Raw genomic sequence first — 21800 nt, 5'->3', positions numbered from 1 at the left:
TGATTATAATAAAATTGGACATCCATGAACATCGACTGGGAAATTATAAGGGAAAAAATAAAGAACAATGTAGAGGAAATCTTAACTACTGGAGATCCTAATTATTCGGCCGGCCAAATAAAAAATGGTATTGAGTTGCTATTTAAGTTTATCGCTCATCCAGTTGAAGAAAATAGTTTAAAAGGTTTACCTAAAGCAATTTTCCCTGCATTGCAGGAGGCTTTCATTGATAAAAAAGGTGACATGGGGCCGTTACGAGCTTTAGCAGATTCGTTCGAGCCGTTTTTAAAAAAATATGCCATCGTTGTACTTGGTCACAGACCTGCTGCTGTAGTTGGAAAAACGTTGCTTCCGTTACTAAAGTTAATTGAACTCAATCAAGAATTAACTACTCAAGGAGAAAACCAATATCCGAATTTGGCTGCTGATAAATTACATACGTTCCGAGATAAAAAGGAATATCTATATCAAATTTGCAATGCATATCTAGTACGCAATGAAGTTCACAATTCGCCAAGCTGGGGCGAAGCGAAAGTATATAGTAATCTGACGGACATTTTGGTGGTAATGCTTTTTGCCATTCTAAAAAATGTAGCAGTTGTGGAAAATCTTCCCAAACAAGAGTTTAATTCAATAGTTTCTGAACAATTAAATAGTGAGGAAAATAAAATTCTTTATGATTTCATTAGCTTTGGGAACACAGCAACGGAACTAAAAACGCAGGTCGTAAATGCTTTTATTTTACATGAATTGTACAGCAAAGGCAAGGCGACTGCGACGGAATTGAAAAGTAATTGCGATGCATATTTTGGAAGTACCCTTTCAAAAAATTTTTTTGATCGACGATTAGAAAAACTTCGCGAGCAGCGCAAGATAATAAAGTCTGAAGTGCTTTATTACATATTAACATCAGATGAGGCTGAACGTCTCAAGGTTGTCTATAATGAATTTCTTGAAAATAGAGATTTGTTTTTGCTTTATTATAAAGAGCTTTTGGAGTCTTACGGAGCAATCCTTCATTTTGATGCGTTGCTGGAGAAACTGTACGATTTTTTTATAAAAAATTTTAATATTGATGTCAGCGAGGCTTACGATGATGGAAATGATATACCTAAAGAGGATCAACTATATGATGATCTAATTAGCTACATCTATCAAATAATATCGCCAGAAGATTTGGGCAAACAATTTTTTAAAGAACTGCTAAAATTGTGTGAAGATAGCGACTTTATTGTTAGAGTCAGTGCTAGCAAGGTTCTTGGGAAACTAACTAATCCTGAAAATTTTGAAGCTTATATACGCGCGAGACATAGAACAGTGTACCTTGACACACAGATTGTCTTGCATATCTTATGCACAGGTTATTTAAGAAATCCTGGTTATGAAAATACTTTTTATCAGATCGCAGAAGAGTTGGTTGCATTTGACAAAGATAATAAACAAGTTAAATTCAAATTCGCCAAGCCTTACTTATTAGAAGTAGCCCATCAACTCAGGTTAGCATTGATGTTAATACCTTATGAAGATTTTGTTAAGTCGGAGTTTTCAACAAATGTTTTTTACCAGTTTTATAATTTTTTAAAAAAATCCAACCAACTGGACGAAGATGACGATAGCTTTGAAAAATTCCTAAACCATTGGCTGTATATACGTGAAGATGATGCTTATGAAATTGATTCTACTCAAATTCTCTTGTCAAGTCTTAAGAATGTGCTAACCGATCAATATAATATCGAGGTAGAAATATTACCGCCTGCCGATAACAGGGAAAGTGCAATTACTGTGCTTGAGAGCGTTTTGAGACAAACCACCCATTCGCCCAAAGCTCCCAATGTACTCTTGAATGATGCCTGGATGGTTTGCCATTTATCTAATAGAAAACTTCATAGCGACGAACCGTTTTTCTTAACCTGGGATAAAACTTTTACCGCATTTAGAAAAGCGTTTAAGGGCCGATTTTATCGTAATGAACCAATTTTGTGGCATCTGTTTTCACCAGCAAAATTTTTAAATCATATGTCGCTCATTTCATTTAAAATTGATCCTAAAAGCCTGACTCACGAATACCTTTCCATTTTGGATAGTCTTGATCTCCATGAAAAGACAAGAACTCTTTTCGATAGTTTAAATAAACTTACCGATATTAAAAATATTTCGAAAGAGAAAAGGCGGCGTTATGTTCAATACACCGTTGAGATATTTGATTCGAATGAATTTAGTGCTGATTCTAATGTTTCCGAAAACGAAATGCGAGGAGCAATTGCCAAGCCATTCGAACAAATGCTAGACGAAATCAATAAATATTACCATACGCAAGGTAGGAAATATACAATTGAGCACTATCGCAAAATGTTATTGGAAGAACCGTATTTTATCAGATTTGCACAAATTCTTCGTGATGAAATTAGGAACAGCATGGCTCATGGAAAAAAAATCACAGAGGAGTATTTTGATAAAATTAATTCATTACTCGAAGAGTTCATCGACGGCAAACCAATTTAATCATGAAATTTTGTTCTATAAATAATTTAAATTGATCTTATTTAGTCAGGCAGCTGGATACAACAATTGTTCTTCTGAATCCATGTAGCTCATATCAATAGCAGCAAGGTTTGGATATTCAGTAGGATTATTGATGCGCTGTAAATATTCTTTTGTAATCGTGCAGTAATCCATGTCTCTTGATGGTACTTGAGTGCGCGCAATGTGTTGCAGGCGTTCCGGCGTTGCGTTACCCATCATCCATTCCCAGGCGAGATCGTCGCTTAAAACGGCAGGCATACGCCACTTGTTATCTTTATTATGAATCTGTTTGAATAATGCATTAGCCTTTGTCGTTGCAAAGGCAAAGGTGTAATCGAGTTCACCGGTTTCTTTATCCAACACTTGATTATACAAGCCCGGCATCCACCAGTATTCCCGGTCTTTCATGGTTACCATATATGGGTAAGCATCTGTCGCTTTTAAAGGTTCGCCCTTTTTTCCGATTCTGGTGATATGCCGGTTTTCAACCATCCCGGTTGATAGCACCAGACAGGTTCTGCCTTTGTTTACAGCGTCCGCCCACATGGATATGTCCCCTTTGTCATTTAGAAACATATTCTCGGACTTGAAATTCATGGTGGTATAATTCCGAATAAACATTTGCGCATCAGCATGAGACTTGATACTATGTGGCATGTAACCCCAATGACCAAGCACAAGTTCAAAATCGGTTTTAGCGGTATTAGGAACTGCAACAGCTGCCGGCTGAAACATAAACCCATTATGTACGCCAACATTCAGAAAATTATAATTCTTTATTGCTTTCTCAATCCCTTTCAATCGAATAAATTCGGTGCGGGTAACTTTTTGTCCGTTGTAGTAACACATAACTGATTTCTCCTGTATTCACGAATATACGTAGCAATAACCTTGCCCGCAAGTTCCGCTTCTTCATGACGTCCCTCCGGAAGAGATGTCCAAAATTTAAAGCCGTCGGTATCTTCAGCTATCGTAATATTTAAAGGGGGTTTGCGGCTCTGGAAAATGATATGAAATACTTTTGCAGATTTAATAGTATGACCGGTAACATGTGCTACCTGACCATTTAACTCAATATCAAAAGCTTTCGGATCATTCATTAATGCAAATATTGCTAAATGAATTAGCATCTGCAAATTCTTCCAAATGATTTAATTCATTGACACAGGGAATGTTATTAACGCTATTCCCCAATGGAATAAGCCGTTTCATTCTTTACCTCCGACATGACGAAGAAACTTTCAAAGTGCCGTACTCCGGGAAGGTTACCCAATTTTTTCATGAGGACCTTGCTGTATTCATCCATATCAGCAACGGCAATACGGAGAAGGAAATCGAAGGCACCGGTCATGTGGTAACATTCCATGATCTCATCCAGTGCTTTTGCTTTTTCCATAAAGGCCGTGAGATCTTGTTCTGTATGCCGCTCCACAATCACCTGCACATAGCCGATCAAACCGCGGCCAAGGAGTTTTGGTTCCACGATGGCGGCGAACCGTTTAATCAGGCCGGCCTCCTGCAAATGCTGGACACGCACCTTAATAGCCGATTCGGATTTGTGGAGTGTGGAACCCAACTGCCTGTTTGAGATCCGGCCATTCAGTTGTAATGCATTTAAAATGCCAATATCTGTTTTATCTATTGGTGTCTTCTTCATTAGTTTAGGGATGCGATCATGAAAACTTCTGCTTGCTGAACCATTTCCGTTGCGCCGATAAAGATAGGGGGCCGCTGATGCAATTCCATAACCGGCAACTCTAAAATCCGTCGGCCCAATCCGTCAGTCGCTCTGCCGCCTGCCTGCTCGGTAACGAAAGCAAGGGGGTTGCATTCATAAACCAGCCTTAGTTTGCCCTTTGGTGCCGAAGCAGTGGAGGGGTAAATAAAGATACCCCCTTTGATCAGGTTCCGGTGCAGGTCGGCAACCATGGAGCCGATATAACGTGAGGTATACGGGCGATGAGAGCCGGGATCTTCCACCTGGCAGTACTTGATATACTTTTTTACCCCTAATGGGAAATGTACATAGTTACCTTCATTGATAGAATACATGGTGCCGGTTGGAGGTGTTTTAAGATTGGGGTGCGAAAGGCAGAATTCACCGATAGACGGGTCAAGCGTAAACCCGTTTACCCCGCAGCCGGTCGTGTAAACCAGCATGGTTGACGAGCCATAAATGATATAGCCTGCAGCAACCTGAAATGTGCCTTGTTGCAATACGTCAGCAATGGTTGCCGGGCCATCATGGCTTTTACGGTAGATCGAAAAGATGGTACCGACCGGCACATTTACATCAATATTGGATGACCCGTCCAGCGGGTCGATGGCTACGATATATTTGGCATGCTTGGATAAATGTATAACTTCTTCATTCTCCTCGCTGGCCAGAATGGCACATTCCCCGCCTGAACGCAGCGCGGATATAAATTGCTCGTTTGCAAAAATATCGAGCTTTTGCTGGCTTTCGCCCTGAATATTTTCACTGCCGGCACTTCCGAGAATATCCATTAACCCTGCTTTATTGACTTCCCTGTTAACGATCTTGGCAGCGATACCAATATCCCTCAACAGGCGCGAAAGTTCGCCTTTGGCATAAGGAAAGTCGGCCTGTTTTTCAATGATAAATTGCCCGAGGGTCTGGAATTGATTCATGGTACTTAGTGTAATATATACAATATTATTTGCGCTGTTATTTTCGCCAAAATTAGTGATTTTCAGTTTAAAAAACGAAATCAGAACGACCAGAACAAGCCATACTAAGTGTATCGGGACAGTTAAAAACAACAAAATTTCCATCCGTCAATGATTAAAACAACGATTACTGTCGTTCAAAGATTAAATACAACTGAAATCACTAAAGATTAACTGCTGTATAGTTTTTTTGGTCGCTTCCATAGAATTTTACACCATGCCAAATGTAACCAAGCACAATTTCGGAGCAGGCCCCTGCGTATTGCCGCAAGACGTTTTAAAAAAAGCGGCCGACGCCGTCATGAACTGGGACGAACAAGGCCTTTCGGTATTGGAAGTTTCCCATCGCAGTCCCGCATTTGAGGCGGTAGTGAAAAAAACAGAAACCCTGGTGCGCGAACTGTTGCAAGTCCCCGAAGATTATAGCGTTTTATTTTTACAGGGCGGTGCGAGCCTGCAATTCTGCATGGTCCCGATGAATTTTTTGCGTGATGGAGCTACGTATCTGGACGGCGGTTTCTTCGGCAAAAAAGCCATCAAAGAAGCGGAGTTATTCGGTCCGGTCAACAGGGACATCACGCAAATAACAGGAGATTATTTCCATTGCACCAGCAATAATACCATTGAAGGATCGCAGATGAAAAGCTTTCCTGATGTGCCGAATTTGATCTGCGATATGTCCTCTGATATTTTCAGCCGTCCGATCAATGTTTCGGAATTTGCTTTGATCTATGCCGGCGCGCAAAAGAATATGGGGCCTGCCGGAATGACGCTTGTCATCGCGCGCGATGCTTTTTTGGATGATGTTAAACATCAAGTGCCGGCTATGCTCGATTATCGGGTGTACCGGGATAACGGATCAATGTATAATACACCGCCGGTATTTGCTATTTACGCAGCCATGCTGAATTTACAATGGCTGCAATCCACAGGCGGTGTACCTGCCATTTATAAGCAGAATAAGGCGAAAGCCGAAATGTTATATGCAGAGATCGACCGCAATTCACTCTTTACGGGGACGGCATCTGTGCCGGAGCGTTCATTGATGAATGTAACTTTTAAAACCCATGAACCCTTGTTAGAACCGGTCTTTTTAGCCTACGCGGAAAGCAAAGGACTGGTCGGGATCAAAGGATATCGTACGGTTGGGGGTTTTCGCGCATCTTTATATAACGCGTTGCCGCTAACAAGTGTTATAGCTTTGGTGGACGCGATGCAAGAATTTGAAAACTCAAATATATATGGCTAAGATCTATCCTTTTGCTGCCTTGTCTCCTGTGAGCGGAGGACTTGACCTCAAACCCTTACTGGAAGGGGTAGCGAGGCAGCGACCCGAAATTTCCGAAAACCAGCAAATGGCTTATCATTCGATCAACGAAACATGGGCGAGTTTACTGGCGAACGGAACATTGCGACGTAATCCTCAAGCGCTATATGTCTACGAGCTGAAAGACGGCACATCTTCCCATACAGGCATTTGGGCCCTGGCGGACCTGTACGATCAGATCCTGACCCATGAGGCAACCTTTGACGATAGCGTTCGCAGGCTTCGAAATTATCGCGAAGCGACCGGTATTGAAGGCAGCCCGGTTTTGCTCACGTACTCACCGAGTAGCGAGGTGGAAGAAATAACGCAAATGATCAAGAGCAAACGCGCAAGCGCCTGCTATCAGTATGCTACTGAGATACACAGTTTATGGTGTATCAGCGATCCTGAAATAACCGCCCGCTTAACACTTGCCTTTGACCAGATCAGCCAGGTTTTTTTAGCGGATGGGCACCACCGCATTTTATCGGCGCAACAATTGCTGCCAAAATTTAACAGGATCAGCGCGCTTTTCATGAATACGAGTGAACTGCGTATCCGCCGTTATGACCGCGTAGTTGTACCGTATTCACCGGTTGATAAAAAGGAACTTTTCAGGCTGCTGATGCCAAATTTTTATCTGCACGAAAGCTTTAGCGGAAAATTTATCAGTCCGGATAAAGACCGCCATGTCGGGCTGTATATTGATGGCGGTTGGTATCATATGGTAGCCAAACCCCGTAGCTGCAGCGATTGTACCGACGCTGAACTTTTACAAGAAAAGGTATTTGGCCCACTTTTCGGCATTAGTGACCCATCAAATGATACGCGCCTGAAGCATTTCGGTGGTAAAAGTGCACCCGAACAGATGCAACAATTTTTTAGCGGGCACCCGCAGGCTATTGGCTTCACGTTATGCCCGGTAAGCACCGAACAACTGATCGCGGCTGCTTTAGCCGGTCGCAACCTGCCGCCAAAGGCAACGTGGATCGATCCTAAAATACCGTATGGGCTTTTAATCAATCATCATGAACAACCCTAAGATCATCATTATAAACGCTTGCGGCCAGATCAGCACTGACGAAAGGGTAGAGCCGGATTTTAGACAAAGGGCTAATCCCGTTGCACGGTATACCTATTGACCTGATTGATAAGAATTTTCTGATCAAGCATATAATCCAGCAAATCTCCTTCATATTCAAATACCTGCTCACCACAGGGGTAACCATTTTTTTGTTTATCATACCGGATGGCCCGGAAATCCTCACTGTCAAGCGTAACCATGATCAGGCTGTTTCGGTCGTAGCGAGTTTCGCCGTAGATACCCATGGCTATTTCATTGTACCTGGAGGTAAAATCTGCCTGGTAGAAATCAGCGATCTCCATGAGTGTTTCCGTATTTGGTACCCATCTTGTTTCGAAAGAGATCCGGCTTTTGTTAACGATAATATCCCGCATATAGCCGCCTTCCTTTTTGATAAAATCCGGCAGGTAATATCTTCCGTGTTCGTGTTGTTTAAGTTCAATTTCTTCAAAAAGGGCGCGAATCTTTTCTAAGGTCGTCTCATTCGCAGAAAACACGACGCTGTTGGAGCAATAATTCGCCATAGGTGTAAGATTTTATTAAACAACAAAAAGCCCCTCGGTTGAGGGGCTTAAAATAACAGTTTAGCGTCCGGGCCTTCGGGCTTGGTACCGCATATAATTCTGAAAATTTCTTTCCATATCCTGTCTTTCTGCTTTCTTTTTCATGCGACGGTTAAGGCCCCAAAGAAATAGCCCCCAGATCCCAAAGCCAACTGCGTAAAGCAGCAATGGTGTGTTAGCGTTTAGCGCCCCCAGAAAGGCACCGGTAGAAATGAAGCAGGTAAAGACCAGGTAGACAAACGTTTTCATAAAATTAAGAATTATTAATTGCTAAATGTTAGGCATGCGCAAGGAGGAATCGCCTGATATTCGTTATATAAATATACTAAATGTATTAGTAATTAGAAGGTTTTTTCAACGAAAAGTTTAATTAAGTTCAACAATTTTGTTGTTTAGCCGGGCATGCTGTACATAGGTACGAAGCGTATCAACCAATTCTGAAGCTGGTATTCCCCTGAGCCAGATGACCGGGTTTTCAGGGTCGGTGCTTTTCAGGGTAAGGTTCATCAGTCCGCAAAATTGTAACAGGAAAGGCCGCGTCAAAATGTAATCCTTTACCCTATACATTTCCACATAGTCGGTACGTTTAAAAAAGATGCCGGTCGAGATCCGAATGGTTTCCGGCGTGATCACATAACGTATATTGCGGATAAACCAAAACCTGTAAAAGCCCATTCCTGCCGTAAGTAAGGAGAGCCATATCAAGCCCGGCCAAAAACGCCAGGCCACTAACAGCAAAGCGATACTGCACAGCAAAAATAAGGTGACATGCACAAAAGCAAATATGGCCGCAGGACGGATCGTGATCTCCTGAGGCTCTCCGAAATGTTGTATTTCCATAAATTAAGTAATTAAATTTAAAGCCCGGCTTCCGCCTTTAGCTCATCAAAGAATGAATTATGCAGTTTTGGCTTGGTAACGGCTATACCAAAACGTGCACCGGCCGCCTTTTCAAAGGCGGACAGGCTAAAGTCATTCTGGCTGAACAAAAACTTAGCCGCCCTGAATCTTACCGCGATTTGATGATCGTCAGGTACATAAACCGATATAGGCCACCCACGAATAGCGGCGGCCACCTTAACATCAGCCATCCTGCCGAGCAGGTCGTTTGTAAAAATGAATTGGTATTTCTTCCTAATAAGTCTTTCCCTTAACCAGCGAAGCTGCACCATGCTTATACCCGCGCCGAATGAAACAAATAATAAATCTTGGGTATGAGCAATGGTATGGAACTTTTTATTCAGCCAGGAAATAGCATCAACGGCAGAAGAGGACAGGATAATAAGGCGGACCTGTTCGAAATGAAAATTACCTGCAAACCAGCATTCATCGGTTATCGGCACGCGGTGGAAAGCGAAACCATAATGTTCCTTCTCATCCCCATAGGGAAAGATCAGGTTACCGAACTCATCTGCATGAAAAAACGGCCGGAAGTACCTCTGCACTTCCGGCCGTACGCCTAAACGGGTTAAATAAGGATGCATCAGCGGCCGATAGATTTCGTTTGCTCCTCATCTGTATCATTCATAACACTCACCGTTTTAGTAGCTTTACTTTCCTGTGTTGCCTGTACGGAAGACAAAGCTTTATAAAAGTTTTTGCCTGGCTCTTTATGTTGGGGCTTGTTAAATAAGGCATTTAAACCTTTAAACAGGATATACGAAACTCCACCGTCAATCAGCACTGACGCGATCAGCGCTAAACGGTCGGAACGAATTGCCTGTTTATCTTTTGCGGAATACTGGATGGTCGTACCGTCTTCAGTTTCTACTTCTTTACCCTTGCGGAAATTATCCTTTTGCTTCTTAGTTAGTGGTACGCCATTGATCTCTTCCGGTGCCTGCACTTTGCCGGTATCAACGACAATAAACTCATTGGTATCCTTATCGAACTCGACCAACACCTCGCGCTTATCACCTTCACCATCGGCAATCGTTTTCAACACATTTATTGCTTCACCTTTTTCCAGGCTGTCGATTTCGGTATCGGTCAGGTATTTCGGCCCTTCCGCTAATTTGTAGATTGGGTGCGCTAAAAGTTCGACGCCACCGTCTTTATTGCGTCTAAGCGATAGCTTTGCATCCAATGCCGGTATATGCAAGCCCTGCTGGTCCAGGTTTTCCAGGCGCAGCATATCGGTTCGCCTGCCATTAAGCATTGCCGAAAGGTCATCCTCATCGATATGCAGCTTATTCCAATCGGCCAGCCCTAGTTTTTGGAATTCTTCCATGGGAAGTTCTTCCCTTTTGAATTGTTGTCTAAGCATGTTTTTTAACGCTCTATCTGGTAATTCGTGTCCAAAAACTCTTCAACCGCATCTTTTTCCCTGTTGCTCTTCTCTTCAGCATTCGAGGCATCAGCACCCAAGCCTAAACCCGATGTTAATTCCTGCGAGTTATTTCTTGCTTCCAGCAATTCGTTAAACAATGCATCTTTCGCACTCATTTTGAATTTGCGTTCGCTGCCAAGATCCTGCATCTGATAGACTTTATTTTTTAACTCAGCCACTACTTTGAACTCCGTGCCGTTGTGCGGGATGATCTCGCCCTTATTTAGCTTGGTGCGGTCAAAAGAGCTGTCAGCTGTTTCGGCAATAGGTGCGTCCTGCGCAATGTTCCCATCGGTCACCATACCAACCTCGTTTTCGGCAGCGATGTCCTGTTTCTCTTCGATCTTTTGCTCAAAGCCCATGATATGATCGACAATTTTTTGCGCGTCGGATGCCGCTTTAAACAGTTCGGCAGGTTCTTCTTTCAGGATAGCGGCCCAGCTATTTACATAGCCCACATGGTCATTCAGATCGTAAGGCAGATTGAGTTCCTTGCTTAAAAATAAAGAAGCCAGGTTAGTGCGCAACTCTTCCCGGATATTAGCAGTCTGATCCATACTGATGTCTTGCGGACGGTTCAAACGGTCTTCCGCCGAAGTCCAATGCGCGAGTTGATGCAGGGCTTCTGAAAAATATTGCTCCGGGTCTTTGAACTGCTCGATCTCCGGCAATACGATCACGTCAGCACGGGAATCGTAAAACATATCATCCCCCCCGTGTTCGATCACCGCTTTACTGTTTTCCAAGATCACCTGAGCCCGCTCAGCCGGGGACAAGTCCAGGGGCTCTTTTTCCCATTTCGGCATTTTGCGCATTTGCTCGCCGTTAAACAGCCAGGCATCAACCTGTTTTGGTTCGTCCAGCTTTATACGCTCTGTGCGTTGGAAACCATTTTCTTTTAATACAGGTTCGCCTTTTTCATCTACGACTTTTTGGTATTCATAACTGGACATAAAATTGATCAGGGTGCCTGTAGCTCCTTTAACCACAGCTGTATGGTTGCGGTTAGCCTGGTTGGACGTGCCCCAGCGCGGGTCGTCGCGTTTCTGCATCAACAGCACCAGGGCCGATGGCCCGGCGTAACGATGCCCGCTTTCAATGTTAAACGGCAATGCCGAGTTTAAACTGTTGTTAGGCCGTTGCAAAATAGATGTTCCGGCTTTCAGGTCCGCGATCATTTTTCCAGCGATCTGTTCGGACAGTGGTTTGAAGGGTGTACTCATGGTTTTTACGTTATTTATTTTTGTTAAGATTATTCATTAAGGCATAAATGAAATGCAGTGGGTTAAGATGTTTGTTCCGGTAACTTACACTGAAGTGTAAATGCTCGCCGGTTACACGGCCGGTACTACCTGTTATCGCGATCGGTGTACCTGCCCCAATGGAATCGCCGTGCAGCACGAACACCTGCGACAGGTGCCCAAACAGTAGCTTAAGATCGCCGTTAACTAAAATGATATGTATGCCCAAAATGGGATTGTAATTTACAGTCTGCACACAACCGGGCATCACTGCGAAGACCGTGTCCTGCCGTGCACGAAGGTCAATACCGGGATGGAAACGAACATTCCCTGTTACAGGATGGATGCGATTACCGTAACCGGATGTTAGGGATAAATGTTGCAGCGGCAGAAAGTAGCAGCAACAAAAGATTAGGCGGATCATCTGGAAAATGATTGGTCCTGCTGCTGTTGCAATTGATTGGCTAATCTGTTTTCCAGTGTATCCATGCTGAGATCACGCAATATTTTATTGTCAGCAACCATCTCCATGGCTTTTTTCATTACAGATGTAGTACCATGCTGTTGCATCAAATTAATCTGGAATAGTGTTTTAAAAACTTCCGGGCCCGCTTCGCGGGCATCGGTCATGATCGTTGTATAAAGATCTTTTTCCGGTTTAAATACGAGCAAGGCATCAGTGCTGTATAAAGCCTGTTCACCTTTGCCGAAGCTGACGTACACATCGTCTTGTTCGAGTTCCGCACCGGTTATTATTCCAATTTTGCCCTGATTGTTTGCCGGGTCTTGTGTTAGCTCAGGATGCACCAATACCAACATCCCGGTGAGTTCATCGGTCGGTTTCATAAATAGAATTTGAAAGTTTAATAATTAATTTTTCGGTTTCATGCTGCCTTTCGGCAATACCTGAACCTGGGGAATGGGTTTCCGAAAGCTCTCGACCACGGCATCGACCTCACTGTTAATGCGCATAAAATTTTCCCGCAGGATCTCGTCTTTTCTTCCGTCGAAATCATAGTAGACCGGAAGGTCCCGGTAACCTTTCTCCTCCGCAGCCAATTCAGCAGCAGGTAAGTTAACTTTACAATTGACCGCGGAAGTCTCAAATTTCCCCGTATATACCTCCTGCACATCGGCAGCGATAAGGCCCACCATTTCCCCGGTGTTCAGTGAAGCCATTTTACCGGCAGGGATCAGTGGCTCCAGCTTTTCCTGTAGCGAGGTGGAGGTCTTATTCCGGTCAATCGAAAGGCTTTCGCCAATTTGTTTATTCTTACCGAAGATCCGTTCGAGCCATTCCAGTGTCTCTTTATTTCGCACCGAGCCGGCCAGCACATTGCCCACAACAGCGGTTATGGTTGCCGCGGTATCTTTACCGTAGTGCTGATTAAACTGGGGTAATTCCTGCAACCCCATCAATATTGCCACTTTATTCGATCTGGCAACTGCTTGCAGGTTATCGATCTTATAGATATATAATGTCGGGATCTCATCGATGATCAAAGCGGACGGAAGATTGACCTTGCTATTGATGAGTTTAGTAAGCCGGTTCATCACTACCGAATAACAGGCCGAGTTGATGTTTTGCGTGCTTGGATCATTGGCAAGTACGACCATCGCAGGGGAAGCTTTGTCAGAAATTTTCAGGTTAAAATCATCACCGGAAAACACCCAAAATGTTTCCTTTGTCGCAAGTCGTGAAATGAAGATTTTAAGCGTACCGATCTGTCCTTCCAGTTGCGGAAATGCTTTAGCTACGAAGGCAGTTTTAAAAGGTGATAGCAGGGAAATCAATTCCGGTTCCGAAAATAAAGTGTTAAAGATGTCCTCATAGGAGTGGTTAAGAAAAGAGAGTACATGCGGCAAACTTGAATATTTACCATCTGCATGTTTACTAAAGAAGAAAACACATGCAGCCAGAAAATTAACTGCCGACTGGGTAAAGAACTGATCGCTGCCACCGCTCTTATCGCCCTTTTTCATGGCTTCTACCAAACCTTCGGCGCTTTCAGAAGCGTCTGCCAACGTTTTTAAGTAATCACTGCGCCAGGGGTTGGTGCGCCTGCTGCGTTCGACGTCATTCAAATTGATTACATGAAAATCATGGTTTTTGCATTTGCCCCGCTGTTTCGCCAGTAGGTAATGGTAGTAAGCTATTTTCCCTAAATCAGGGAACTTATAATCATAAACACAGCAGCAAAATTCTTTGGCGATCAATTGGCGGATGAATGGATTTACAATGCCGAAAGATTTGCCGGAACCAGGTGTACCGATCAAAATCGTAGCCCGGAACGGATTAACAATATTGATCCAGCCATGTCGCACCTTCCCTTTAAAATAAAACAGCATCGGAATATTGACCGAATAAGGTGTGATGACTGCTTTTATCGGTTGCATAAAGCTTTCGCCTTCCACGTTCCAGATGTCTTTACCCAAACCTGAGCGGATCATTTTGGAAACGTTATCCATGGAAATGCTCACCATCACCGCGCCGACGAGGGAACAAAGCATGTATAAAAGATTCCAACAACTGGTATAAACGAATACTAATCGGCCGGTCCTGCCATACAAAAAAGCTGATCCAAAAAATAAGAGCAACCCTAAGGTCAACGGATAAATGATGTGCTTTTTCGGGTCAAGTTCCTGTCTCTTTTTGGCTAGTGTGCCGACACTAACCATGCAGATCAGTAGGAGCGTAAACAGCTTGCTAAACAACAATTGCTGATAGATCAACACATGGCTTAATTTTTCCAGGGCGCCAGTAAAAAAGCCCCAGAACGGGGCTTGCTTGTAAACAAAAATGGCGGCTTCGAGCGCAACGGAAAAATAAATGCCGCATTGCATAAAACCATGCAGCTTGTGCTGCTCGTGGGTCTCTTCCATAGAATTTGAATTTTTGTTAAACCGTGATTATTTTTCGCTGATAAAATACAGGTCACGTGAATTGATAGTGGGAGTAATGGTATATTGCTATCCTAACCAAATTTAGCCAATACCATGTTGAATAAATCAATTATCATTAAAGCCGATGATTATCGTTATCCATCCAGGGAAGAACGTAAGAAACTTTATGCTACTGAACCCCAGTTGGCTAATTTTGGATTTCCCTATGCAAGTACATTAGGAACACTCCTTTCTAACCGGAATGAAGTTTCCACAGCACATAGGCAAAGCAATTTATTTTGGTGGGATAATTGCCTTCACAATAGAATTGGAAGCCTTTGGCATGCTTACATTAATACTTTAACCCATTACGAACGAGGCATTCCGGAGAAAGAAAAGGAATTTGACGAGCACCATTACATCAACCGTATTCAATTTGATTTTTATGCTGAAACTTATTACTATTTTTTCTCGACGGTCAAAGATAATATCGGGCAATTGCTTAATGTATATTTCAATATTGGATTAAAAGAGAATGAAGTTCATTTCAACAGTGGGTTTGCAGGTAAATTACCATCAGGTGATGTTCGCAAAGTTGTGAAGGCATTCTTAAAAGAAACCCAACAGACTACAAATCACCGAAACAGCTTTACACACCGTTATCCACCAAATTATCCTGATAATAGGGATCGGTTCAGCGAAACTAACGGGCTATTGACTTTTTATTCTTCATCCGGAGAATATGTAAGCACCAAAATGTTTAGAGATAATATTTTGAGCTCACAAATAGCGCTTGCAAAACTCCTTAATCAATTAAAACCATTGCTTATCAAACTAATTTAATTAAAATGACAAATTCAAAACAGGCAAACGCTTTTGACCAAACGGTCTTTCAAATCGCCGGTGAATTTAACAAGATACCTAATTATGAAAAGAGCATGGAAGATCCTGAACTCCGCGCCATGCATACATTTATAGCAATTGGTATGGCCGGAATTGTTGAATCCAGAAACTTGGTATCGGCTAGTTTCGTCCCGGCTACCAATAAGGCAATTGTAAAAACACGGCAGATGTTAAGAAAATCAGTTTACGCCAATATGCTTGGAAATATAGATGATAATTTAGAAGATCTTCGTGACGAAACCGTGCGGTTAGGATATGTTTTTACCTTTCATAAGTTTGAGTCATTTATCAAGCAATTAATTAAAATGTTAGACGAGCGGCAGGATACGAATACGGGCACGCCGCTGGACAAGTTCGCTGAAAAAGAATTTGGTTTTAGTCCGTATCAGTGGTTCAAAAACCCAGCGGTGCACCTAGTTAACTTTATATCGAATTGTACCAAGCATCAGGATGGTTATTGCAGATTAGATAACCCGAAGTTCTCTATACCATATGAGTTCAAATCTCATTCCCAGGATGAGAAAATCGTGCGGACAGTAAAGCAATATCAAGTAGATATCCAGAATTTGATTGATCAAATTACACTTCTTATTACGGTGATCACCTCGCTGTATCAATTTCGAACCGCTTTATATTTCTTGTCTGATGATATGTTTAATGAAGATATCGGAGCGCAAGCTATTGCCCAATTAACTAGCATAAAGCCATCAGTTTATAAAAAGATTGAAGAATATTGTCAATAGTCATGCAATTCCCTGTGCAGGGTAATCAGGCGGGTTAACTCCCGGCAAACGCAGCGGCCGAAGATTTTCGGACTGGTCGAGCGTGTTATCTTCGTTTTGTTGTTCGGCTTTAATTTCGCTTTCTTCTTCGGGAACAGCCTTCATCTGCGTCTCCCTTATTTTGGCGGCAATCTCGTTTTCCAAGCGTCGGAGCTCTATGCGCAATTCCGTCAATTCGGGCTCCTTTTCAAACGTTTTCTGGCTCAATTCCGACAGGGTTGGGATCTCACTTACCAGTTCGGTTTGCTCTTTTTCGTATTTTTCGCGTAAACCGGTAACTTTATCAATGGCATTCAAGAAATAACGCGCGGCCATTTTTGGGTTGTCCACATTAGGGTGTCCACCATTGCTTTGGTATTTGATCCCGGCCGGCCCTTCGGCGAAGAAGTGATTTTGCAGGCGATATTTAAAGAGGCCTTGTTCCTCGTAGCCTTCGCGCTGCTGGCGGATATAGAGGTTAAAGCCGTACAGCTTACCTATTTGTTTCTCTTCGGATTCGCCTATTGCAGGTGCCCAGGTCTTGTAGAGCTCAATAATTTTCTTGCCCAGCACTTCGGAATCAGCAGTTTCGAAACCAGTCAAAAAAACAGGGTTCATTTTGTTGCCTTCTTTATTACGCTTCAGCTGTGAATTGTATAAAGCCTCGTCCTTTAATAGACCCTCCAGTGTGGTGCCAATTTCACTTAATCTTTTCTCCGCGGCCTCCAGGCTGTAGCGGTTGCGGGCCACCTCCCGGAAATGTGCCGACTTCCAGCCTTCGAGCTGCGCCACTTTCTTTTCTACCTTGGTCTTATCCAATAGCGTAGTGTCGCCGGAAAGGATAGCGATGTATTCGGAAAAATTCATGCCGCTCTTTTCATCGAGTGCGCCTTCATCCAGTGTCCGTACATTCAGTTCACAGTTTTTCATCTGTGAAATGAAGGTTTGCTTATTCTTTAACAAATTGAATTTGTAGGCGTCCAATGATTGCTCGACACCATAAATAAAGTTGAGGACCTTGTTATCATAGAACTTCTTTGCCAGCCAATTGCCTTGCCTCGCGCCCCGGCCATCACGCTGTTCCAGGTCGCTCGGACGCCACGGCGTATCAAAATGATGCATCGCTAAAACACGTGCCTGCACATTCAGACCGGTGCCCGCTTTTTCTGTACTGCCCAGTAACAGTCTGATCTCGCCGGCATTCATTTTTCGGAACAGCTCAGGTTTTTGCCGGTCTGTCCATTCGTGGATAAAGGTTATTTCGTGCGCCGGGATATCAAAGTCGCTGACCAGCTTGTTTTTTAGCGCATCATATATATTGAAATCATTAGGCTTTGGCGTACCGATGTCACTGAATACGATCTGCGTTCCTTTGTGTCCCTTACTCAGGTTATACACTTCGGCGATCTTCCTGGCACAAACATTTACTTTGTTATCCGGATGATCTTCGTAATCAGGGTCGATCAGCCGCATATCGGCGGACATCTTTTTAGCGTAATTGGTTGCAATGAGCATACGGGCATTATCTTCTTCGGCCGTTAGCTCTGCGCGGCCGAGCAAGGTCGCATCGCCGGATTCCGCAAACATCATCAGCTTTTTAATGAAGGCCTGTTGGTCCGGGGTTGGATGAATATTTATTAGCGTTTCGACCAGTTCAGGTTTATCGAGGCTGATATGTTTAGCTGTCTTGTAGTCCGTTATCTCATTATAAAAAAGAGCCAGTTCGGGCACTTTAATGAAGTGACGGAAACGCTCCTTAGCAACGATCTGGTTAGTGACCGAAAACTCAAAGTCAGTTGTTTTCTTAGCGAATACCGCGGCCCAGGCGTCAAAGTTGCCGATGCTTTGCCTTTCCAGTTCATTTGGCCGGAGATATTTAAAGATAAGGTACATCTCCGTCAGGCTGTTGGAGATTGGCGTACCCGATAAGAATGTAACACATAAATCCGCATCAAACTTTTGTTGCAAAGTGCGCACGGCGAATAGCATATTCAATGCTTTTTGGCTGCCATCCTGGTTGCCCAGACCCGCCACGCGATTGTGCCGGGTAGTGAAAGTAAGGTTCTTGAACTTATGCGATTCATCGACAAACAGGTGATCGATGTTCATTTCCCGAAAATCGATCCCGGTATCCTTTTTATTCTCCAGTGCATACAATACCCCGTTCAACTTAGCTTCCAGGTTTTTTTTGCGTAGTTCAAGTCCTTTTAGTATGGAGCGGGAAACTTCCCCGCCCAATGACTTAAGCGTGTTTAAATCGGCATCGATATTGTCCAGTTCGCCCTCTAAGATCTGCTGCTGTACTTCAGGCGACTGTGGAATTTTGCCAAACTGATCGTGCGTGAGAATGATGCAGTCCCAATTGTTGTTTTTTATCTGATGGAACAGCCCCTGCCGTTTAACCGGTGTAAAATCGTTTTCACCCGGAGCCAGTATTTTGGCCTTGGGGTATGCTTTATGGTAGGTATCGGTGATTTGCCCGATGTTGGCTTTTAAAGCCAGGATCATCGGCTTTTGAACGATACCAAGGCGCTTCATTTCCTGCGCAGCCACAATCATGGTCAGGGTCTTTCCCAAACCGACTTCATGGTCAATCAAAGCGCCGCGGTTTTGTATAATACGCCAGGCGGCATCGCGCTGCGAACTATAAAGATCTTCAATTCCCAATGCTTTACGGTCCAGGCCCGGGAAGACTAGGTGGCTTCCGTCGTAATCCCTCAGCACGTAACAATTGAAGGTCTCGTTATATAAGTCCTCAATATTATTTTTCTCGATGTTTGGAAGTTCCCGCAGCCATTCCTCGAACCTGCTTCGGATCGACTCGATTTTCTGGTGTCCTAACTGGATCGCCTCGTTGTCGGGCAATCGAACTGCCGTATCACCTGAACCTACTTTATAGCTGAAATAGGGGCTGGTATTTTCCAGCGCATGTTCCAAAAGGGCCGCGCCCTTCATTTTAATGCCGGATTTTGGCATGATGGCAAATTCCTCATCCGTTTTGGCGTTGCCATTCTTATAAGTAACCTTAAAAGAGTCCGCTGAAGAAAAATATTCAATATGTGTATCGAGGCTAAACAAATCGCTGGCGAATTGCTGGTAATAATTTACCGGCATCCAGCGTTCGCCCAGATTAAAATCCAATAGCTCAAACGGAATCTTCTCAGGCTGTACGCGGCGGATAGCAGCCAAACTCCTTGCGATTTGCAAATCATCGGGATGCGATTCTGCCGCACGTTCCGCCAGCGACAGCTTTTGAACTACATTCCCGGAAAGATAACTATCGTTGGTTTCCCAGGTTCTAAAGACGGGGTTCATCAGGATCTTGCCGTCCAATTCCCTTATGATCGCGTATTCATCCAGCCCGGTCATGGCGCTCATGTAGTCGAGGTCAACGATGCCCTTATCATTTAAGCTACGCGCCAGGGCTTCGGCAGGATCATCAGTATGCAGGCTTTCCTGCTGTGAAAACACCGGCCCGAAGAAAATGTCGGCTTTTGTCCAGGCTTCATTCTCGCGGCGCTCTAATGAAGATAGCACCACAAAACCCAACGCGGCGTCCTGTAGCAACCGGTTCCTGTTGTTTCCTTTATTCAGCTCACCAAATTTTGCGGTAAAGTTTTCATAATTCCGGTTAAGTAAAACGCGCAGGTGTGGCTGAACTTGTAAGGTATCGGCCTCTTTGGCAAATAGCTCCATATAGCTATCCCGCAAAGCGATATAGGCACGGAAAAAGGACAGGTCTGCCTGGCTGTCAAAAGGCTTAAATTCGGCCTGCCCGTTCTCGATCAGGCCGGTCAGGCCAGCCAGCCCTTCATGGACCACTAAAGTGTCCCGTTTGTAAAACGGTTTAATAGTTGTAAATGGCACCGGGCGGTCAGGTAGCAAATCAAAAACCGGTTCAAGGCTGCGGTCGCCTTCATACCGGAAATCATGCCCGAAATGTTTAAGTTTGGCGGATAAAGCTTTCAATTCATGGGTCAACGTATTGCCGCTGACCCATTTATCAGAAAAGCTTAATTCCAGTATATTACTAAATAACTTATACAAATAGCGGCCGGATTGCTTTGCCCGTGCCGTGATCAGCACGATGCTATCATGTTCAGGCGTTGCGGTCGTACGAATGGTGCTGATCTGTCTGCCTGTTGCCGGATCGACTAAGGCTTTATCCAGGTCGGAAAAATACCTTTGCGCCCGGTCATTATTAAAAGTGGGTGTTTCAAAAAGCCCTAATTGACCCTGCGCCGAAACATCGGCAGCCGGTAGGTCGGGCATGGCGAGAAAAGTAAAATATCGGCCCTTCAACTCTGATCTACCTTTTGCTTTGCTCATAGATTTTTCATCTGATAAGCGCTGCTGTAGGCCTTTCCAGCGATCCCGGTCAAAATTCGCAGCTAAGCCTTCGGCGATCTGGTCGGTCAGCGGCTGCCTGATTTGTTCAAGAGGTCCTTTCTGCCAAATCAGCTGGCTGGCTTTGCCGTACTGGTTATGGCCCTCGCCAATGGTATCTGCTAAAAAAAGTTCCGGGTGCCGGTCGATATAAGCGTTTACCGAAAATGTGCCGTAGCGGTTTTCCCGGTCAACGGTGTCAATCAGCAATTGTTCCGCTTCGCTAAAGACATCTTTTTGATCGTTTTTTTGTACTAAAATTAAATGGCTTGGCGCTTCGGTATTTGCCGTGTCCTTCATTAGGTTGTCCGGCAAAATAGAAAGGCTGATAAAATCAGCCGATGTGAACACATGCTTGCGCGCCAGGCTGTTTGACGCGGTATTCAAAAAGGCATCTGTTACCAGAAAGGCCATCAAACCGCCATCACCCAATTTATCTAAGCCCTTAGCGAAGAAATAATCATGGATCTTGGCGGTAACCGCGCTGCCCTGGTAGGCGGGGTCGAAAACACGGTAGTTACCAAAAGGAATATTACTGGTAATGATATCATACCGTCCTTTTTCAGTGGCTGGGGTTTCCTCAAAACCTCGAACCTGCACCTGTGAGGGCACCTCAAAAGATTTAGCAAGCGCCGTCAGAACCTTGCCGGTCAGCAGGTCTTTTTCTACCGCGTTGATCTCCTGTAAATCCGGAAAAGCTTTTAGGGCTTCGGTTAGGAAAATGCCTGCGCCACTGCTCGGTTCATAGAGCCGTTGCGGCAGGATGCCCTGGCTTTTTAAGGCACCATACAAAGCGCCCGGCACCAGGTCGGGTGTGTAGAAAGCGGTATGGATGCTGCTTTTCATCGCATCGATGCCTGACTTATAATCGTCCGGCGATAGCTTTTCCCGTAATAAGTTATGCAAAGCAATCACTAAAGGATGCAGGCGCAAGTCATTGGCTGATGCATTTTGCTCTACCCATTCTTCCACAGGACCGCCTCCAAAGAGTATGGCTTTCAAGCCACCAAACCCGGCGTAAGCTTTAAGTGTTTCAATCTCCTGAATGTTATAGCGCTCCTGACCTGACAAAGCGATGCGCAGTGCATCGGTATTCCCTGTCAGTTTTTTCGAACTGTTAAAAGCCATGA

19 protein-coding genes are annotated in these 21800 nt (G+C 44.1%); 5 read left to right on the top strand and 14 right to left on the bottom strand.

The annotated features are described in order from the left end of the window. Positions 1 to 24 precede the first annotated feature (24 nt). The gene (locus NPE20_RS06870; RefSeq protein WP_256537872.1) at positions 25 to 2502 is read left to right on the top strand and encodes a hypothetical protein; all 2478 of its coding nucleotides are present in this window, start codon (positions 25 to 27) and stop codon (positions 2500 to 2502) included. A gap of 45 nt (positions 2503 to 2547) precedes the next feature. Here NPE20_RS06870 and NPE20_RS06865 read toward each other — a convergent pair whose 3' ends face one another. The 4 genes from NPE20_RS06865 to fbp form a co-directional block, all read right to left on the bottom strand. After that, positions 2548 to 3372, bottom strand: coding sequence for an SOS response-associated peptidase family protein (locus NPE20_RS06865; protein ID WP_256537871.1), 825 nt, complete (start codon positions 3370 to 3372; stop codon positions 2548 to 2550). Next, the gene (locus NPE20_RS06860) at positions 3321 to 3623 is read right to left on the bottom strand and encodes a hypothetical protein (protein ID WP_256537870.1); all 303 of its coding nucleotides are present in this window, start codon (positions 3621 to 3623) and stop codon (positions 3321 to 3323) included. The genes NPE20_RS06865 and NPE20_RS06860 overlap by 52 nt, the downstream gene beginning before the upstream one ends. An 83-nt stretch (positions 3624 to 3706) precedes the next feature. After that, the gene (locus NPE20_RS06855; protein WP_256537869.1) at positions 3707 to 4180 is read right to left on the bottom strand and encodes an Lrp/AsnC family transcriptional regulator; all 474 of its coding nucleotides are present in this window, start codon (positions 4178 to 4180) and stop codon (positions 3707 to 3709) included. Then, positions 4180 to 5175: a class 1 fructose-bisphosphatase gene (fbp, locus tag NPE20_RS06850; protein ID WP_256537868.1), complete on the bottom strand. Its 996-nt coding sequence runs from the start codon at positions 5173 to 5175 to the stop codon at positions 4180 to 4182. Before fbp ends, NPE20_RS06855 begins: the two co-directional genes overlap by 1 nt. 256 nt (positions 5176 to 5431) lie before the next feature. Here fbp and serC point away from each other — a divergent pair, with 256 nt between their 5' ends. Together serC and NPE20_RS06840 are read left to right on the top strand one after the other, a co-directional pair. Next, complete coding sequence (serC, locus tag NPE20_RS06845; RefSeq protein WP_256537867.1) at positions 5432 to 6463, top strand: 3-phosphoserine/phosphohydroxythreonine transaminase; 1032 nt, start codon at positions 5432 to 5434, stop codon at positions 6461 to 6463. After that, positions 6456 to 7562 carry a DUF1015 family protein gene (locus NPE20_RS06840; protein ID WP_256537866.1) on the top strand — a complete coding sequence of 369 codons (1107 nt, stop codon included), beginning with the start codon at positions 6456 to 6458 and terminating at the stop codon, positions 7560 to 7562. The genes serC and NPE20_RS06840 overlap by 8 nt, the downstream gene beginning before the upstream one ends. 71 nt (positions 7563 to 7633) lie before the next feature. Here the strand turns inward: NPE20_RS06840 and NPE20_RS06835 are convergent, their stop codons facing one another. The 9 genes from NPE20_RS06835 to NPE20_RS06795 form a co-directional block, all read right to left on the bottom strand. Continuing rightward, a complete protein-coding gene (locus NPE20_RS06835) occupies positions 7634 to 8128 on the bottom strand; it encodes a DUF1281 family ferredoxin-like fold protein (protein ID WP_256537865.1) in 495 nt (164 codons plus the stop codon). Between the two features lie 60 nt (positions 8129 to 8188). Next, positions 8189 to 8416, bottom strand: coding sequence for a hypothetical protein (locus tag NPE20_RS06830; protein WP_256537864.1), 228 nt, complete (start codon positions 8414 to 8416; stop codon positions 8189 to 8191). A 117-nt stretch (positions 8417 to 8533) separates the two neighbouring features. Then, positions 8534 to 9007: a PH domain-containing protein gene (locus tag NPE20_RS06825; protein WP_121243926.1), complete on the bottom strand. Its 474-nt coding sequence runs from the start codon at positions 9005 to 9007 to the stop codon at positions 8534 to 8536. A 17-nt stretch (positions 9008 to 9024) separates the two neighbouring features. Next, positions 9025 to 9651, bottom strand: a complete 627-nt coding sequence (locus NPE20_RS06820; RefSeq protein WP_256537863.1) for a hypothetical protein — start codon at positions 9649 to 9651, stop codon at positions 9025 to 9027. After that, a complete protein-coding gene (locus tag NPE20_RS06815) occupies positions 9651 to 10433 on the bottom strand; it encodes a DUF4099 domain-containing protein (RefSeq protein WP_256537862.1) in 783 nt (260 codons plus the stop codon). Before NPE20_RS06815 ends, NPE20_RS06820 begins: the two co-directional genes overlap by 1 nt. A gap of 5 nt (positions 10434 to 10438) precedes the next feature. Next, positions 10439 to 11719: a zincin-like metallopeptidase domain-containing protein gene (locus NPE20_RS06810; RefSeq protein ID WP_256537861.1), complete on the bottom strand. Its 1281-nt coding sequence runs from the start codon at positions 11717 to 11719 to the stop codon at positions 10439 to 10441. A gap of 10 nt (positions 11720 to 11729) precedes the next feature. Beyond that, on the bottom strand, positions 11730 to 12161 hold the full coding sequence (locus tag NPE20_RS06805) for a M23 family metallopeptidase (RefSeq protein WP_256537860.1): 432 nt from the start codon (positions 12159 to 12161) through the stop codon (positions 11730 to 11732). Beyond that, on the bottom strand, positions 12158 to 12583 hold the full coding sequence (locus NPE20_RS06800) for a hypothetical protein (RefSeq protein WP_256537859.1): 426 nt from the start codon (positions 12581 to 12583) through the stop codon (positions 12158 to 12160). The genes NPE20_RS06805 and NPE20_RS06800 overlap by 4 nt, the downstream gene beginning before the upstream one ends. Positions 12584 to 12607: 24 nt before the next feature. Continuing rightward, complete coding sequence (locus tag NPE20_RS06795) at positions 12608 to 14620, bottom strand: type IV secretion system DNA-binding domain-containing protein (RefSeq protein WP_256537858.1); 2013 nt, start codon at positions 14618 to 14620, stop codon at positions 12608 to 12610. A 114-nt stretch (positions 14621 to 14734) separates the two neighbouring features. Here NPE20_RS06795 and NPE20_RS06790 point away from each other — a divergent pair, with 114 nt between their 5' ends. Continuing rightward, a complete protein-coding gene (locus NPE20_RS06790) occupies positions 14735 to 15463 on the top strand; it encodes a Cthe_2314 family HEPN domain-containing protein (RefSeq protein WP_256537857.1) in 729 nt (242 codons plus the stop codon). A gap of 5 nt (positions 15464 to 15468) precedes the next feature. After that, on the top strand, positions 15469 to 16266 hold the full coding sequence (locus NPE20_RS06785) for a hypothetical protein (RefSeq protein WP_256537856.1): 798 nt from the start codon (positions 15469 to 15471) through the stop codon (positions 16264 to 16266). Here the strand turns inward: NPE20_RS06785 and NPE20_RS06780 are convergent, their stop codons facing one another. Continuing rightward, positions 16267 to 21798 (bottom strand): helicase-like domain-containing protein, encoded by a 5532-nt coding sequence (locus tag NPE20_RS06780; RefSeq protein WP_256537855.1) that lies wholly within the window; start codon positions 21796 to 21798, stop codon positions 16267 to 16269. Positions 21799 to 21800: the final 2 nt, after the last annotated feature.

The organism is Mucilaginibacter aquariorum (assembly GCF_024498135.1).
Taxonomy (GTDB): Bacteria; Bacteroidota; Bacteroidia; order Sphingobacteriales; family Sphingobacteriaceae; genus Mucilaginibacter; species Mucilaginibacter aquariorum.
The sequence above is the reverse complement of the archived record's forward strand: the minus strand, read 5'-3'. Positions and strand labels throughout refer to the sequence as shown.